This window comes from Streptomyces sp. Ag109_O5-1 (assembly GCF_003814875.1).
Taxonomy (GTDB): Bacteria; Actinomycetota; Actinomycetes; order Streptomycetales; family Streptomycetaceae; genus Streptomyces; species Streptomyces sasae.
Window position 1 is genome coordinate 2,577,181 of sequence record NZ_RKQF01000001.1, and the last position, 13,201, is coordinate 2,590,381.

General features: G+C 68.9%; 13 protein-coding genes. 5 read left to right on the forward strand and 8 right to left on the reverse strand.

What is annotated here, in order from left to right; translation table 11 throughout:
* Window positions 1-25: 25 nt before the first annotated feature.
* The 3 genes from EDD90_RS11535 to EDD90_RS11545 form a co-directional block, all read right to left on the reverse strand.
* The gene (locus EDD90_RS11535) at window positions 26-304 is read right to left on the reverse strand and encodes a hypothetical protein (protein ID WP_123972926.1); all 279 of its coding nucleotides are present in this window, start codon (window positions 302-304) and stop codon (window positions 26-28) included.
* Between the two features lie 196 nt (window positions 305-500).
* Complete coding sequence (locus EDD90_RS11540; RefSeq protein ID WP_123972927.1) at window positions 501-1,310, reverse strand: SDR family oxidoreductase; 810 nt, start codon at window positions 1,308-1,310, stop codon at window positions 501-503.
* 200 nt (window positions 1,311-1,510) lie between these two features.
* Entirely contained in the window at window positions 1,511-2,932 is a 1,422-nt protein-coding gene (locus EDD90_RS11545; RefSeq protein ID WP_260327809.1) for an aldehyde dehydrogenase family protein, read from the reverse strand.
* Window positions 2,933-3,093: 161 nt separating this feature from the next.
* Between EDD90_RS11545 and EDD90_RS11550 the strand changes: the two genes are divergently transcribed.
* On the forward strand, window positions 3,094-3,711 hold the full coding sequence (locus tag EDD90_RS11550; RefSeq protein ID WP_123972929.1) for a TetR/AcrR family transcriptional regulator: 618 nt from the start codon (window positions 3,094-3,096) through the stop codon (window positions 3,709-3,711).
* A 297-nt stretch (window positions 3,712-4,008) separates the two neighbouring features.
* On the opposite strand, the gene EDD90_RS11555 is transcribed toward EDD90_RS11550, so the two are convergent.
* Both EDD90_RS11555 and EDD90_RS11560 read right to left on the reverse strand, forming a co-directional pair.
* Window positions 4,009-4,944 (reverse strand): alpha/beta fold hydrolase, encoded by a 936-nt coding sequence (locus tag EDD90_RS11555; RefSeq protein WP_123972930.1) that lies wholly within the window; start codon window positions 4,942-4,944, stop codon window positions 4,009-4,011.
* 427 nt (window positions 4,945-5,371) lie between these two features.
* Complete coding sequence (locus tag EDD90_RS11560; RefSeq protein ID WP_123972931.1) at window positions 5,372-5,980, reverse strand: CGNR zinc finger domain-containing protein; 609 nt, start codon at window positions 5,978-5,980, stop codon at window positions 5,372-5,374.
* A 586-nt stretch (window positions 5,981-6,566) separates the two neighbouring features.
* On the opposite strand from EDD90_RS11560, the gene EDD90_RS11565 reads away from it, so the two are divergent.
* The 3 genes from EDD90_RS11565 to EDD90_RS11575 all read left to right on the forward strand — a co-directional run bounded on the left by EDD90_RS11565 (window position 6,567) and on the right by EDD90_RS11575 (window position 9,625).
* Window positions 6,567-7,355, forward strand: a complete 789-nt coding sequence (locus EDD90_RS11565) for an enoyl-CoA hydratase/isomerase family protein (RefSeq protein WP_123972932.1) — start codon at window positions 6,567-6,569, stop codon at window positions 7,353-7,355.
* Window positions 7,356-7,395: 40 nt separating this feature from the next.
* On the forward strand, window positions 7,396-8,112 hold the full coding sequence (locus tag EDD90_RS11570; protein WP_123972933.1) for a flavin reductase family protein: 717 nt from the start codon (window positions 7,396-7,398) through the stop codon (window positions 8,110-8,112).
* Between the two features lie 622 nt (window positions 8,113-8,734).
* The gene (locus EDD90_RS11575; protein WP_123972934.1) at window positions 8,735-9,625 is read left to right on the forward strand and encodes an alpha/beta fold hydrolase; all 891 of its coding nucleotides are present in this window, start codon (window positions 8,735-8,737) and stop codon (window positions 9,623-9,625) included.
* On the opposite strand, the gene EDD90_RS59005 is transcribed toward EDD90_RS11575, so the two are convergent.
* On the reverse strand, window positions 9,594-10,166 hold the full coding sequence (locus EDD90_RS59005) for an SDR family NAD(P)-dependent oxidoreductase (RefSeq protein WP_398924349.1): 573 nt from the start codon (window positions 10,164-10,166) through the stop codon (window positions 9,594-9,596). The two genes, EDD90_RS11575 and EDD90_RS59005, sit on opposite strands and share 32 nt — an antisense overlap.
* Before the next feature lie 65 nt (window positions 10,167-10,231).
* On the opposite strand from EDD90_RS59005, the gene EDD90_RS11585 reads away from it, so the two are divergent.
* Complete coding sequence (locus EDD90_RS11585; protein WP_185149043.1) at window positions 10,232-10,756, forward strand: TetR/AcrR family transcriptional regulator; 525 nt, start codon at window positions 10,232-10,234, stop codon at window positions 10,754-10,756.
* 36 nt (window positions 10,757-10,792) lie between these two features.
* Here EDD90_RS11585 and EDD90_RS11590 read toward each other — a convergent pair whose 3' ends face one another.
* Window positions 10,793-11,362, reverse strand: coding sequence for a TetR/AcrR family transcriptional regulator (locus tag EDD90_RS11590; protein ID WP_123972935.1), 570 nt, complete (start codon window positions 11,360-11,362; stop codon window positions 10,793-10,795).
* A 234-nt stretch (window positions 11,363-11,596) separates the two neighbouring features.
* A complete protein-coding gene (locus EDD90_RS11595) occupies window positions 11,597-12,901 on the reverse strand; it encodes a DUF3533 domain-containing protein (RefSeq protein WP_123972936.1) in 1,305 nt (434 codons plus the stop codon).
* Window positions 12,902-13,201 lie beyond the last annotated feature (300 nt).

A 13,201-nucleotide genomic window follows, 5' to 3' on the forward strand; every position in this document is an offset into this window, starting at 1 on the left:
GCCGTTCCTGTCCCGTGCCGGGTGCTCAAAAAGTGACCACCGGCTTGAGCGTGACCCCGCTCTGGCTGTCCTCGAAGGCCTGGTTGATGTCCTCGAAGTCGTAGTGCTTGATGAGTCCGTCGAACGGGAACCTGCCGGCCTCGTAGAGAGCGATCAGCTGCGGAATCAGCACCTGAGGCACGGCGTCGCCCTCAAGGACGAAGGTCACGCTGGCACCGGAGAGCATCGAGCTGCCGATGTCGACGGGCGACTCGGTACCGGGCTTTGCCAAGCCCACGATCGCGGCGTGGCCGAGCAGGCCCATCGAGTCGATCATCTGGCGGAAGACGACCTGGCTGTTCCTTGGCGGTCGCGATGGCGGCCTTCACCTTCATGGCGGCTTCTTTCTGTGCATGATTCCCCTACGGATCGACTCGGTGACGGGCACGGCGAGCCATGGGCAGGGGAGTGGGTGGGCTCCGTGTTCGCAGGGGCCGGTGCCGTCGCGAAGCTCGGGCGTGTCAGTGGCCGGGCCCACTCGAGCGCATCTGCCACTGGGTCAGCGCACCGAAGGCCAGGACGTTGGCTCGGCGGGTGGTGAAGCGCGAGGTCAGGGTGGTCACCCAATTGAAGGTGCCGGAGACGACGCTGGGCGGAGGGTTGCGCCGGTCCAGCGTGCGCAGTGCGGTGGTGACCACCTGGCGCGGGGTCTGCATCCGGACACCGCGGGCCATGTCGTCGGAGCCGAGCGCGTCGAAGAACTCGGTGCGGGTCGGGCCCGGAGAGAGGGCGAGCACGCGCAGGCCGGTCCCTCGCGATTCCTGCCACAGCGCCTCGGTGAAGCTCAGCACGAAGGCCTTGGTCGCCCCGTAGACGGCGGCGTTCGGCCACGGCTGGTATCCGAGGGAGCTGGCGACGTTGACCAGGAAACCGGTCAGCTGGCCGATGAACGCCCTGGTGACGTCGACCAGGCTGGCCACGTTCAGGCCGATCTCCTGCTGGACGCGTTCCGCGTCCTCCTGGCGGAAGGGGGCGTGGGTGCCGAAGCCGGCGTTGTTGACGAGGCTCGTGACGGTGATCCCGCGCCGGGCCACCTCCTTGGCCAGTGCTTCGCCGGCGGCCGGCACGGTGAGGTCGAAGGGCACCGCCGTGACGGTGACCCGGTACTTCGCGGACAGCTCGTCGGCCAGGGCCTCCAGCCGGTCCGCGCGGCGGGCGACCAGCACGAGGTCCGAGCCGCGCTCGGCGAGCAGGCGGGCGAACTCCGCGCCGAGTCCGGCGCTCGCCCCGGTGATCAGTGTGGTCTGGGTACGGTAGTCGATCTTGTTCATGGCGGTCGGGGACACGGCGCCCTTGCGGGTTACCTGTTCCCCTTCCCCTTTCCATCCTTGCGGCGGTCGGCGACCGTCATCTGGTGCCAGGCGGGCCCGGAGGCCCGCCTCGGCGATGGTCGTGACGTTTGAGGGCGTCAGCCCTGGCTGCGGGGCGGTGACCACGTCGGCCCCGCCCTCCTGCTCGGCGTCGATCCGGCTCACGTGATGCGTCGCAGGATGCGGTCCTTGCCGCGGGTGTAGGGCGGGGTGGCCACGCCCAGCGTGTCCGGCTTGAGCGGCTTGTCGAGGACGGACTTGAGGTGACTGAAGGTGTCCAGGGAGTACGAGCCGTGGTAGTGGCCCATGCCGCTCTCACCGACGCCACCGAAGGGCAGGGCGAGCGCGCCGAGCTGGAGGAGCGAGAGGCCGAAGGCCAGGCCACCGGAGGACGTCTCCGCGGTCAGGCGCCGCTTGGAGCGCTTGGACGCGGTGAAGGCGTACAGGGCCAGCGGCTTGTCCCTTCCGGTGATGAAGGCGATGGCAGCGTCCAGGTCGGGGACGCGTACGACGGGCAGGATGGGGCCGAAGATCTCGTCGCGCATCACCGGGGAGTCGGGGTCGACGTCGGCCAGCACGGTCGGGGCGATGTAGCGGGCGTCGCGGTCGTGGTCACCGCCCACGACGGTCCGGCCGTCGTTCAGCAGGCCGGCCAGCCGGTCGAAGTGGCGCTCGTTGACAATACGGCCGTAGTCGTTGCTGCGAGCCGGATCGGCGCCGTACATCTCGCGGACCGCCTGCGTCAGGTGCGCCTCCATCTCGGCGGCCGCCTCACCTATCGCCAGCACGTAGTCGGGTGCGACACAGGTCTGGCCCGCGTTCATGAACTTGCCCAGGGCGATGCGGCGGGCGGCCGTCGCGAGGTCGGTGCCGGGTTCGACGACGGCGGGGCTCTTGCCGCCCAGCTCCAGGGTGACGGGGGTGAGGTGACGGGCCGCGGCGGTCATCACGATGCGCCCGACCATGCCGTTGCCGGTGTAGAAGATGTGGTCGAAGCGCTGTTCCAGCAGGGCGGTCGTCTCCGGCACGCCGCCCTCGACGACGGCCACGGCCTGCGGGTCCAGGACCCGGGGCAGCCAGTGGGCGAGCACGGCCGAGGTCGCGGGGGCGACCTCGCTGGGCTTGAGGACGACGGCGTTGCCGGCGGCCACGGCACCGATGACCGGCGCGAGCGCCAGATTGAGCGGATAGTTCCAGGGGGCGATGACCAGCACGACGCCCAGCGGCTCACGCACGGTCCAGGCCCGGGACGGCATGAGCGACAGGGGCACGGAGGCTCTCTTCGGACGCAGCCACCGGTCGAGATGACTCAGGGTGTGGTCGATCTCCCTGACCAGGAAGCCGATCTCCATCATGCGCGACTCGGTCGCGCTCTTGCCGAGGTCGGTCTGCAGCGCCTGGACGAACACGTCCTCATGCTCCGTCAGCAGACGTCTCAGCGCCTGCAGTTGCTGCTTGCGCCAGGCGACGGGCTTGGTGCGGCCGGTGTTGAACGTGGTCCGCAGTCGCGCGACGGTCTCCGCCCCTGGGGTCGCGGTAACGGCGATGTCCGGCTGGCCGCCGGTGGGTGCGTTGGTGGTCATGCCCAGAAGCATATACGAAACGAAAGCCTTTCGTTTCGTTTGCCCTGTACACTTGGTCGTGTGACCTGTCCCACCCTTACTCGACGTTCCGCGCGGCAGCCCGGCCGGCCAGTGCGCTCCGCCGCCCATACCTTCCTCCGGATCCCTTCGGGAGCCGCCCGATGACCGGGGAGCAGCCACGCCGGGGGCGCCCCCGCGATGCCTCCCGCGACCGCGCACTGCTGGAGGCGACCATGGCCGTCCTGACCGAGAGCGGCTACCGCGCGCTCACCACCGCCGCCGTCGCGTCCCGCGCCGGAGTGTCCACCGCCACTCTCTACCGCCGCTGGCCGTCCAAGGAGGTCATGGTCGTCGACGCTGCCGCCGCCTACGCCCAGGAACTCACGACACACACCGACACCGGCACACTCGAAGGCGACCTCCGCGCCCTGCTCCGGGACAAGGCGGCTTCCCTGACCGGGAAGGAAGGAGGGGTGTTGCAGACATTGATCGGGGAGGCCCGGCACAACACCCCGCTGGCCGAGGCCCTCACGAACACGTTCGTGCTGCCCGTGCGCCGGCGCATGGAGGAGATCACGAAGCGTGCGGCGGAGCGGGGCGAGATCCCACCGGTGGAGCATGCCGACCTGCTCGGCGACCTGGTCCTCGGTCCCATGGTCAGCAGGTTCTTCCTCACCCCGCTGCCGCCGGACGAGGTGGACGCGGCAACCGCGACGGAGACCGCCGACCGCCTCCTGCCCTTCCTCCTGCGGGCCGTCGGGCACAAAGGGCACGCCTGAGCGAAGGCGGCCCCTGAACGCGTCCGAAAAGGCAAGTTCACCGGGCCGCCTTTCGCGCAGCGACGCCGCCGGCGGCGGACCGTGACCCGGAAGACGGCCCGGGGCCACCAAGATCGGTGTCCGACTGCGCCGCGCATCTCGGAGCGTCGGGCGTCGGGCGTCGGTCGGGGCAAGGGACCTTGTCGCTGCCCACGACTGACGGCTGCGCTCAAAGCTCCGATTCACGTGGCCTCGCAGAGCAGCACGGGCACGAGGAAGAGGACGAGACAGTGCCCTCTGACCGGCCGGGGGCGGGGGTCAGCTGTTCAGGAAGCCCAGGATGTGGTCGGCGACGGTCTCGGGCTGCTCGAGGTGCAGGAAGTGCCCTGCGCCGGGTACGACGATGCGTTGCAAGCCGCTCGTGAACACGGCCTCCATGCCGTCGCTCAACTCGACGGACATGCAGTTGTCGTCGGCCCCGTGGAGGTAGAGGGACGGGACGGTGATGGCACCGCTCGCCCGGGCTTCCGCGGCCTGGGTCCCCTCGTCGGCGGGAGGCGTGAACAACTGGCGGTAATAGCCCAGGGTCTCGGTCAGGACTCCTGGCGCACGGAGGGTCTCCTTGAGCGCGGCCCGCTCCGCGTCCGGCAGCTCGTAGCCGGGCGACCATTCCCGCCAGAGCCGGTCGATGAAGGCGAAGTCGTCGAACTCGACGGCCGCCTCCGCCATGGCCGTCTGGAAGAAGAACATGTACCAGCTGCGTCGCTGCTGGTCGCCGTCGACGACCCATGCGGTGCGCAGTTGAGGGCCGTAGGGAACCGCCATGCCGACAAGCTTGCGGACACGCGTCGCGTCGAGGCTGGCTGCCGCGTACGCCGCCCGGGCACCGAGGTCGTGACCGATGAGATCCGCCTGCTCGCGCCCGAGCGCTTCGATCAGGGTGAGGACGTCCTGGCCGGTCGCGGACGCGCGATAGGAGCCGTCGGGTGCCGCGCCACCGGGCCAGTATCCGCGCTGTGCGGGTGCTACCACCCAATACCCTTCCTGTGCGAGGCGGTCGAGAAGTCCTGCCCAGCTGGCGGCGTGGTCGGGAAACCCGTGGAGGCACAGAACGAGTGGACCGCTGCCGGCCTCAAGGATCGGAACCTCCAGCCCACCGGCCTGAACCGTCCGATGACGGACTCGATCGGCCGCGTGGGACGTTCCGGCCGAGGAGCCCTCGACAAGCGGCGGTCGCCGGGTCACCTGTGTCATGCGTTCGACCTCCAAGCGGCCCTGGCGGCATCGCGGTCCCGCAGGCCCGGACCGAGTAGTGGGTTGCGTGTTCTGCTCCAGCCGAAAGAGCGGCTGTCCCGCGATCGAGGGTCTGCACTGGATGCAATGAGCGTAAGTCTTTTGATTACGTTGCTCAAGTAGCTCTTGAGATGAGCAAATAGATCACAGTTGTTTCAACGGGCATCCGGACGTCGGCCGACTCCCGCTGGACCGGACACGAACGGGGCCTTGTCGCGGCCCGCCACCGCGAGCAGTCCACCACCCTGCTCCTCGCGCGGGTCACGGTGATGTATGAGGGGTCATGATCCTTGACGCCCTGGCGGGATCGCCTCCGCGGAACCGCTAGAGGGACAACAGGCAGATCACAAATCCCGCTCCATGGCACCGCTGCCTTGACGAAGGCCTCCTACCCGGCGGTCCGCACGCGCTGACGCGCCCGGTGGGCTCGCAGGTTCTCCGGGTTGCCGCAGGTCTTGGTGGAGTGCCATACGCCGCTGTTGTTGCGGGAGCGGTCGAAGAAGGCCGTCGTGCAACGGGCGTTGCGGCAGATCTTGAGCCGGCGCCAGGTGTCCGCCTGCTGGGCCTGGAACATCTCGAGGAGCACCAGGGCGGCCACATACCGCCAGCCTTGTCCGCGCGGCTCCAGGACGACCCGCCCGCTGCGGTCCATCCGCAAGGCCGCCGCCGCGACGTGAACGGCGGGCGCCACGTCAGCGTCATCGCCGCTTGGGCCGTCGCCGTCCGGTGCGGCGAGAAGCCGCCGCAACTCGGCACGAAGGCCGCGGAGTTCTTCGAGATCGTTCTCGGTGAGCCGCACCTGCGCGGCGGCCTGCGCCGCCTCCTGGGCCCAGCACTCCAGTGCCTGGTCGGCCCATGCCTGCGCGTCGGCGAGGTCGTCCAGAAGATCCGCTGCCCGGGGGCGGCCGGCGGAGATGGTGTTGAGCAGGTCGTGCACCAGCGCCAGCCCGAGGGGGGCGGGCTCGACTTCGTACCGCGTGGATGCGGACCACGCCATGGTCCTGCCCCCTTCACTCCTCGTCATGGCCGACATGACTGTGGCCATGTGGCCACTGCCTCAGAGTACGGCACCCCTGCCACCTTGAAATGAAATGAGCTATCGGCGTACAGTCCTTTCTGTTGGATCGGCAACGCAGCCGCACGAAGGGTGTCGCTCATGAGCTCGCCAGCCTCCACAGCGCCCGGGACGCTCTTGGCCCTCCGGAGCGGGAGAACCGTGGCGGCACCGCTGTCGCGCCGCCGATAACCCCCGCATCACCGCGGAATGTGTCGGCCCCGTCGTGGCATCACGCCTCCCTACCGCCCGCACTGCCGTCGTCGACGGAGCAGCCACGCGCTTGGAGCGGCTCGGCGCGATCGCCGCACACCTCGACGCGTTCTTGACCTGGTATCGCTGACGGGCCCGCGCCGACGCGCCGCGGACAGGCCCTGAAACCCGGCCGGCTGACACTCATCGACGGCGGAGGCCAGATCGCCCCGCACAGCACCCCCACCGTCGCGCAATCCGCCCCCAACCGGTTTTGCGACCGCCTCACCCGATGGGCCGCGAGCCCGCCCGTACTGTCCAGAGCCAAGGAAATGTCATGCCCGTTCTCACCCACTCCATCGATGGCGATGTCGCCACGATCGTCCTCGACAATCCTCCGCAGAACCGCTTCGCGCCCGAGTTCACCCAGGAGCTCAGCGAGATCGTCGACGCCCTCACGCGCAGCCAGGCCCGCGCCGTCGTACTGCGGGCCGAGGGACCCGACTTCAGCTACGGTGGCGACTTCCGGCCCTGGGTCGACGCCGACCGCCCGAGCCTGCGGGCCGACTTCGACCACGCTCTGTCCGTGATCAACCGGTTCGAGCAGCTCCCGATCCCGGTCGTGGCCGCGGTCCAGGGGCTGTGCTACGGCGGCGGCTTCGAACTCGCGCTGCGGGCCGACATCATCCTCGCCGCCGAGAGCGCCCGCTTCGGCCATCCCGAGCAGTCGCTCGGCATCATCACCCTCCTCGGCGGGATCCACCGCGTGGCCGAACGGGCTGGCCGGGCCCGCGCCTTCGAATGGGCACTGACCTCCGAGCAGGTACCCGCCGCGGTCATGGCCGAGGCCGGGGTCATCAACCGCGTCGTCCCCGACGACGAACTGCGCACCGAAGCCGAGGCCTTCGCTCAGAAGATCGCCCAGGGCCCCACTCGGGCACACCTCGTGCACAAGGCGTTGTTGCGCGCCTGGGCCACAGGCGGCATCCCCGCCGCCGACCAGCAGCTGTTCGATCTGGCCGTCCCTCTCTTCGAGACCGAGGACGTCAAGGACGGCCTGGCCTCCGCCGCCAAGGCCCTCAAGGAGGGCCGCCCCCGGCCCGTCCTGCCCTTCAAGGGCCGCTGATCCCCCTCTCCCCCACTCGCCGCCAGCCAGAGGACACCACATGATCATCGATTCTGCGGACCTGGACGCCAAGTCCGCCTACAAGCTGCTCATCGGCAGCGTCATCCCTCGCCCCATCGCCTGGGTGAGCACCCTGTCCACCGAAGGCGTGGGCAACCTGGCTCCCATCTCCTTCTTCACGGTCGTCGGGCGCAAACCGCCCCGGATCTCGCTGTCGTTCCAGCCGCGCTCGGACGGCGCCACGCTCAAGGACAGCTTCGTCAACATCCGGGACACCGGCGAGTTCGTCACCAACATGGCCACCCTGCCGCAGATCGAGGGGCTGAACCGAAGCGCCTTCGAGTTCGAGCCCGACGTCGACGAGTTCGACGCGGTCGGGCTGGAGAAGGTGCCGTCCGAGGCTGTTCGCCCGCCCCGTATCAAGGGAGCGCCCATCGCGTTCGAGTGCACCGTCGAGCACATCTTCTCGGCGCCCGACGGACTCAACAACGCCGTCTGGGGCAATGTGGTGCGCTTCTACATCCGAGATGACCTCTATGTGGGTGGCCGGATCGACTTCGGTGCCATCGCTCCGGTGGGACGACTCGCCGCCGAATACACCCTCGTGAACAACGCGTTCGAGACGCCGCTCGACCCCCAGGTGATCAAGGAGTACTCCGAACGCCGGATGGAGCGCCTGGACCAGAAGGACACGTACTACTCGCCGATCGACACACCCCACTGGTCGCCGTCCGGGTCCACCACGAGCCTCGACTGACAGGCCTCACGGAAATCCAGCGCATCCATCCGCCGCGCAGCGTCGTGGTGCTGGCCGGAGCGGGCGTGGGCGGCGCCGCTCGCAGCGCGCGGTGGACGCCGGAGCGGTGATGACGTGCCAGCGACAGCAAACGCGGCATCCCGTCACATGAGGACCGCTCACGTGGCCCATGACAACTTGCATAGGCTTGTAAAGGGGCGCCCCTCCCACCTACGGGTGTACCTCTCGGCTGCCCCTCCACCGACCTCTCGCCGGAGCGCGATCATGCCAGATCCCGCAACTCTGTCCAGGGCGCAAGCCCTGGCAGGCTGGGCGCGCCAGCAGTCTCCGCAGCACGTGGCGCCCAGGGGCGTGCGCATCACGAGCTGCAGCGCTCGACCTGCCCATACAGGTACCGGTTCCAGCCCAGGCCCGCCCCCAGACCACAACACCGCGACGCAGCACAGCGTCGCCGTGACCCGATACCCGGACTCTTACCGCGATCTCAACAAGACCGCCCCGCGCGTCGCGGAATCGGAACAGACACTGCTCGGCCGATCAGACGGCGACGACGACTTCCTCTGCGTCCGCGATGCCGAACCACGGCACCGCCTGTCTCCGGGACAACCCGATGCCCTCACACATGCCCTCCCACGCCCGTTGGCTCACCGGCGGTTCCTGGATCACGGTGCGCGGCCGCGGAGGCCGGCACCGCCTGTTCGTCCGACAGGACGGCCCCGAAGACGGCCGTCCCGTCACGCTCCTACACGGCTTCCCCACCTCGTCACACGACTGGTCGCTCATCCTGCCCCACCTCACTGACCTGGGCCTCCGCGTCACGTCCTTCGACCTGCTCGGGTTCGGCGCGAGCGACAAGCCACGCCGCCACACCTACTCGGTGATGGAGCAGGCCGACCTGGCCGAAGGCGTATGGACCCACCTCGACATCGGCGACACCGCCATGGTCGCTCACGACTACGGCGTCACCGTGGCCCAAGAGCTCCTGGCCCGGAACCCCCGCCGCGTCACCCGCATGGTATGGCTCAACGGCGGCCTTTACCCCGATCTGCACCGCCCACTGCGCATTCAGCGTCTCCTGCACGGCCCCTTCGGCCCCCTGCTCAGCCACGGCATCAACCAGAAGACATTCGCCAGATCGATGCGCCGTCTCATGGCACGTCCCGCTTCCGACCAGAACCTGCACGAGATGTGGAATGGCATGGCCCTGCACCAGGGACACCTGCTGGCGCCACGTCTGCTGCGCTACATCGACGAACGCCGCGCCCACGAAACACGATGGGTCACGGCCCTCGAAGACTTCAACGCCCCGACCCTCTTCGTCTGGGGACCCCGTGACCCCATCAGCGGTGCCCACGTCGCCCAGAGAATCCGTCAGCGCTTCCCTCACGCACGCCTGCAGGAACTCGACGACCCCTTCCCGGTCGGCCACTACCCACAGATCGAGGCCCCTGACGAAGTCGGCTCTCTGATCGGGAAATTCCTCAGCTCGCCTCCCGGGCTCGTGTGCGACTAACCTGCCGGCGCCGGCCCTTCCCCGAATGCCTTGCAAAGGCCGAGGGCCGGGTCCGGCCAGGCGGACGCGACGATCGCTGACGAGGCCGGACAAGAAGACGCAGCCGGCTCCTGACCTGATCGGCCGCGGCGTCCACTCCAACCCCACCCCGGCGCGAAGCAAGTCGGGGACAAGACCTACCTCCCGACAGCCGGGAGCTGGTTCCACCTCGCCTGCCGGCAGGACCTGGCCACCCGTGAGGTGTTCGGTCACGCGGCAACCCGGCTGCCTCACGCATGGGGACCGCGGAGAGTCTTGCTCCCTGCTCAAACGGGTTCTCGGCGCGGACACGGCCCGACCGGGCTCCGTCCGCGCCCAGATCCTCGCGTTCCCCGAGACGTTCCACAACCGCCGCCCTCTGCGCAAGCACAGGGTTCTCGGCAGCTACGCGGCTTGTGCCGGCCACGTCGAAACCCGCTGCGACCAGCGCGAGCGCGGTTTCCTTCCCGATACCGGATGACGCGCCTGTCACGAGTGCCAACGACCGATTCTTCGTCGTCACAACTCCGCGCCCACCGAGAAACCGACCGCTTTCCCCTTGCAGGGCTCAAGCGGGCAGATGGCGGCATGGACAGGATCAGCGTGCGGGACAGGCGCGAGAGCGCCATCCGCGCGGCGATCGCCGAGTTCGCGATCACCGGTTACTACGGCACCTCTACCGCGGCGATCGCCAAGCGAGCAGGCGTCTCGCAGCCGTACCTCTTCCGGCTCTTCCCCGACAAAAAGGCGATCTTCGTCGCCGCATTGGCGCGGAGCGCGGAAGACACACGCCTGGCCTTCGAGATGGCGGCCAACGGGGTGGAGAGGGGCGCGCCGGCCTTTCGCGCCATGGCGAACGCTTACACGCGGCTGATCTCGATGCGCCCCGAAACACTTCTGATGCAGATGCAGGGATACGCCGTCGTGACGGCCACTGGGCCACAGGGCGACGACCTGATCGGCCGCGACGTCCGGGCGGCCTGGATGAGGATCTGGGAAGCCGTGCATCTGGCGCTGGGTGCCGATGCCGACCGGACTGCACGTTTCTTTGCCTGCGGCATGCTCGGTAACACGCTCACCGCCATCGGCCTCCCCCCGGGCGCGGGAAAGTAGCCAGGAGGCCAGGATGCCTTCCGGAAGGACGAGGCGTCAGCGCACGCCTGCCGCATCCAGCAGGGTGACCACCGTGGGGGCGACGAGTCCCGTCAGGGTGTCGGCTCCGATCCCGGCGCGGGCGCCGGCGCCATCGAAGACCAGGATCAGCTGCCGGGCCAGCAGATCGGGGTCGCTCGCGCCGCCACGCTCGGCCTCTGTGCGGAAGAAGGCGGCCAGTTTCGCCTTGATCCGGTGTGCCACCCGGCTCGCAGGGTGATTATGGTCCTTGAGCTCGATCTGCACAGCCAGGTACCGGCAGCCTCGGAAGGCGGGCGCGCGCGCCTGCGACTCCAGTTGCCCGAAGACGTGCAGGATCCGCTCGCGGGAGGAGCGGCCGTCGTCCGCCGGGGGCAGGATAGGGGCCACGAAGGGGGCAGTGCGCTCCTCCAGGCTTGCTGCCAGCAGGTCGTCCTTGCTGTGGAACAGCTGGTACATGGAGCGCTTCGACACGCCCGCCGCCTTGCACAGCGCGTCGACGCCGATATTGACGCCGTCCTGGTAAGTGAGGGTGGCCGCCGCCTCCAACAGGCGCTCTCTGGAAGTTGACTTCGCTTCGGTGGTCATGTCGTGAGGTTAACTCGAATCGGACGAATTGGAAACCGATCGGTTTTCAGTGCTGCCGGGAGGCGACCGGCGCCTTCCGGGCACTGAAGTCCGCTCAGAGGCTCGGCGACGGTCTCGGGGGAGAAAGACCGTCGCCGAGCCCTGATGGTGTGCACGCCCCTCGTCCCCACGGGGGCGACACACACGGGGCCACTCCGCACAACGGCCCCGTCCTGGGAGGCGGAAGGAATTCCGCTACACCGGGGTGGCGCTCTTCTCGGGGTCCGTCGCGGCAGGGATGCGGTGCAGCCCCTTGCGGTCGTACCACCCCAGCACGCCGAAGCCGAACAGAGCGGCCGCCACGAGGCCGACGGCCATCATGACCCAGCCCCGGGTCAGCCCCGCGTCGCCCTGCGCGCCGTAGTAGAGGATGGAGCGTACTCCGCCGGCGATCTGCCGCAGGGGCTCGAACTCCGCAAGGATGCGGTAGAAGCCGGGCAGCGCCTGGATCGGCGTGGTGGCGTTGGCCGTTGGCACCGCCATGCCGATGAACACCAGCGTGGCCACCAGCATGCCGGGGGTGCCGAACACCGCGAGGAGGGTGAGCGCACCGATCCCGGAGACCGCGATGGCGCACACCGAGTACAGCCACAACAACGGCAGGTGGGAGGCGTCCATGCCCATGATGCCGACCGCCCCGACCATGACCAGGGTGCCCATCAGCAGGGACAGGGCCGCCATGAGGGTGCTGCTGATGGCGAGGGTCTGCACCCGGGTCGCCCGGATCAGCGGGCGGTGCAGGCGCAGCGGACCCAGGTCGTTGTGGGTGTAGCCGAGGGTGTGGTCCACCTGTCCGCTGATGACGTTGGCGGAGAGCATGCCGACGACCACGAGGGCGAGCGCGTAGTAGAACGCGGTGAGGCCCAGGCCGCTGTGCGAGTCGAGGGGATGGCCGTCCTTCACTGTGACGGCGGCCGGGTCGGCGAGCAGGACGCGTGCCGCGGCGGGCAGCTTCTTGTGCGCGGTTCCGATCCGGGCGGTCAGTTCCTTGCCAATGTGGAGCGAGGCGTTCTCGGCGGCCTGCGTCGTCGCGACCCGCGCCAGACTGGAGCCGAGGCTGCCGGCGGACTGGTTCGTCAGCACCGTCAGCGCCGGGCGGCTCGGGGTTTCGGCGGCCGTGGTGCCGGTGCCGGTCAGGGCGGCGACCGAGGACGTGAAGCCGGCGGGCACGACAAGCGCACCGTACAGCTTGCCCTTGCCGAGCTCCTCCTTCACCTCCCGCTCGTCCATCACCTTCCAGTCGACCTTGTCCCCTCCCGCGGTGGACTTCTTGATCGAGCCGGTGATCTGCGCTCCCAGGTTCACCTGCTTGCCGCCGACCGTGGCCCCCTCGTCGGCGTTGACCAGGCCGACGGGCAGGTTCCTCATGTGGCCGGCCGGGTCGATGTTGGCGCCGACGTACAGCACGGCGAACAGCAGCGCGAGAACGCCGGTGATCACACCGCTGGCGATCCACAGGGGTTTCGCGCGCAGCACGCGGAAGGGGTGAATTCCGTTCATGACTTACTCCGGCCTGGACAACACAGCTACATCAGGAGAAGACCGGACGGCACCATCGCCGGACCGGGAACCTGCAGACTCAAAACCCTTCGGCACACGAAGGCAACCGTGGATCACGGTCTCGGCCGCCCTCCACGAGGAAACCGACCGGTTTCCCGTTAATAGTAAACCGATCGTTTTCGTTATTCAAATCGACCACCGCCGTCCCCGGGAAGGCCCCGTCCTGATCACGGGCTGTCGGCATCGAGGCGGCCACGCCGGTCCGGACCGGGCTCAGGGTGTTCTGGTGCCCCTGACCGT